The 1,155-nt window shown below is 70.2% G+C and carries 1 protein-coding gene; it reads left to right on the top strand.

Features of this window, described 5'->3' with window-relative positions; all coding sequences use genetic code 11:
* On the top strand, window positions 1-1,155 hold a 1,155-nt coding region (locus AC3ET4_RS30820; RefSeq protein ID WP_431955268.1), incomplete at both ends, for an IS1634 family transposase.

Genomic DNA, 1,155 nt, shown 5'->3' with positions numbered 1-1,155 from the left:
GGGACGCGACCGGGGCCGTGCAGGAGACGGTGTTCTTCGCCGCCGCCCACCTCCTCAACCTCGAAGTCGACCTGATCTTCTTCGACACCACCAGCACCTACTTCGAACGCGACGGTGAGGACGAAGACGGCGGCGACGAGGCCCTGCGGCGGTTCGGGCACTCCAAGGACCACCGCAAGGACCTGCCGCAGATCGTCATCGGGCTCGCGGTCACCCGCGAGGGAATCCCGGTCCGCTGCTGGGTCTGGCCCGGCAACACCTCCGACACCACCGTGATCGAGCAGGTGAAGGACGACCTGCGGTCCTGGCGCCTGGGCCGGGTGGTCACCGTCACCGACTCCGGCTTCTCCTCCGAGGCGAACCTGGCCTACCCCACCCGGGCCGGCGGCCACTACATCACCGGCGTCAAGATGCGCGAGACCAGCAAGAAGGCCGACGCCGCCCTCGCCCGCCAGGGTCGCTACCAGGAGGTCCGCGACAACCTCCGGGTCAAGGAGGTCCGCCTGGACGGCGACCCCGGCCGCCGCTGGATCGTCTGCCACAACCCCGCCGAGGCCGCCCGCGACGCCGAGCGACGCGAGCACCAACTCGCCGCCATCACTGAAGAGTTGGACCGCATCGCCCAGGCCCGCGCCGCCGATGCGAACAAGGCCCGCGCCAAGGCGGCCAAGACCGGCAAACGCCCGGCGAAGCCGAACGACGCTGTCCACCGCAAGGCCGAATGCGCCCTGCGCGACCACCCCAGTCTCGGGCGCTGGCTCAAGCAGCACCCGACCACCGGACGCCTGTCGATCGACCGGGCCAAGGTCGCCGCCGAGTCCCGGCTCGACGGCAAGTACCTGCTGGCCACCTCCGACCCGGACCTGTCCGCCGAGGACGTCGCGCTCGGCTACAAGAACCTGCTGGAAGCCGAGCGTTCCTTCCGCACGATGAAGTCCACGCTCTACCTGCGGCCGGTCTTCCACCGCCTGGACGACCGGATACGCGCCCACGTCCTGCTGTGCTGGCTGGCCCTGCTGCTGATACGCGTCGCCGAACGCCGCACCAGCACCACCTGGCGCACCATCAGGAACGAACTTGACCGAATCCACCAGGTCACCCTCGCCGGCCCGGCCGGACGCCTGCAGCAGACCACCCGCATCACCGACGCCCAGG

This window comes from Actinacidiphila sp. bgisy167, assembly GCF_057707665.1.
This window is presented reverse-complemented; position numbering and strand designations above follow the sequence as displayed.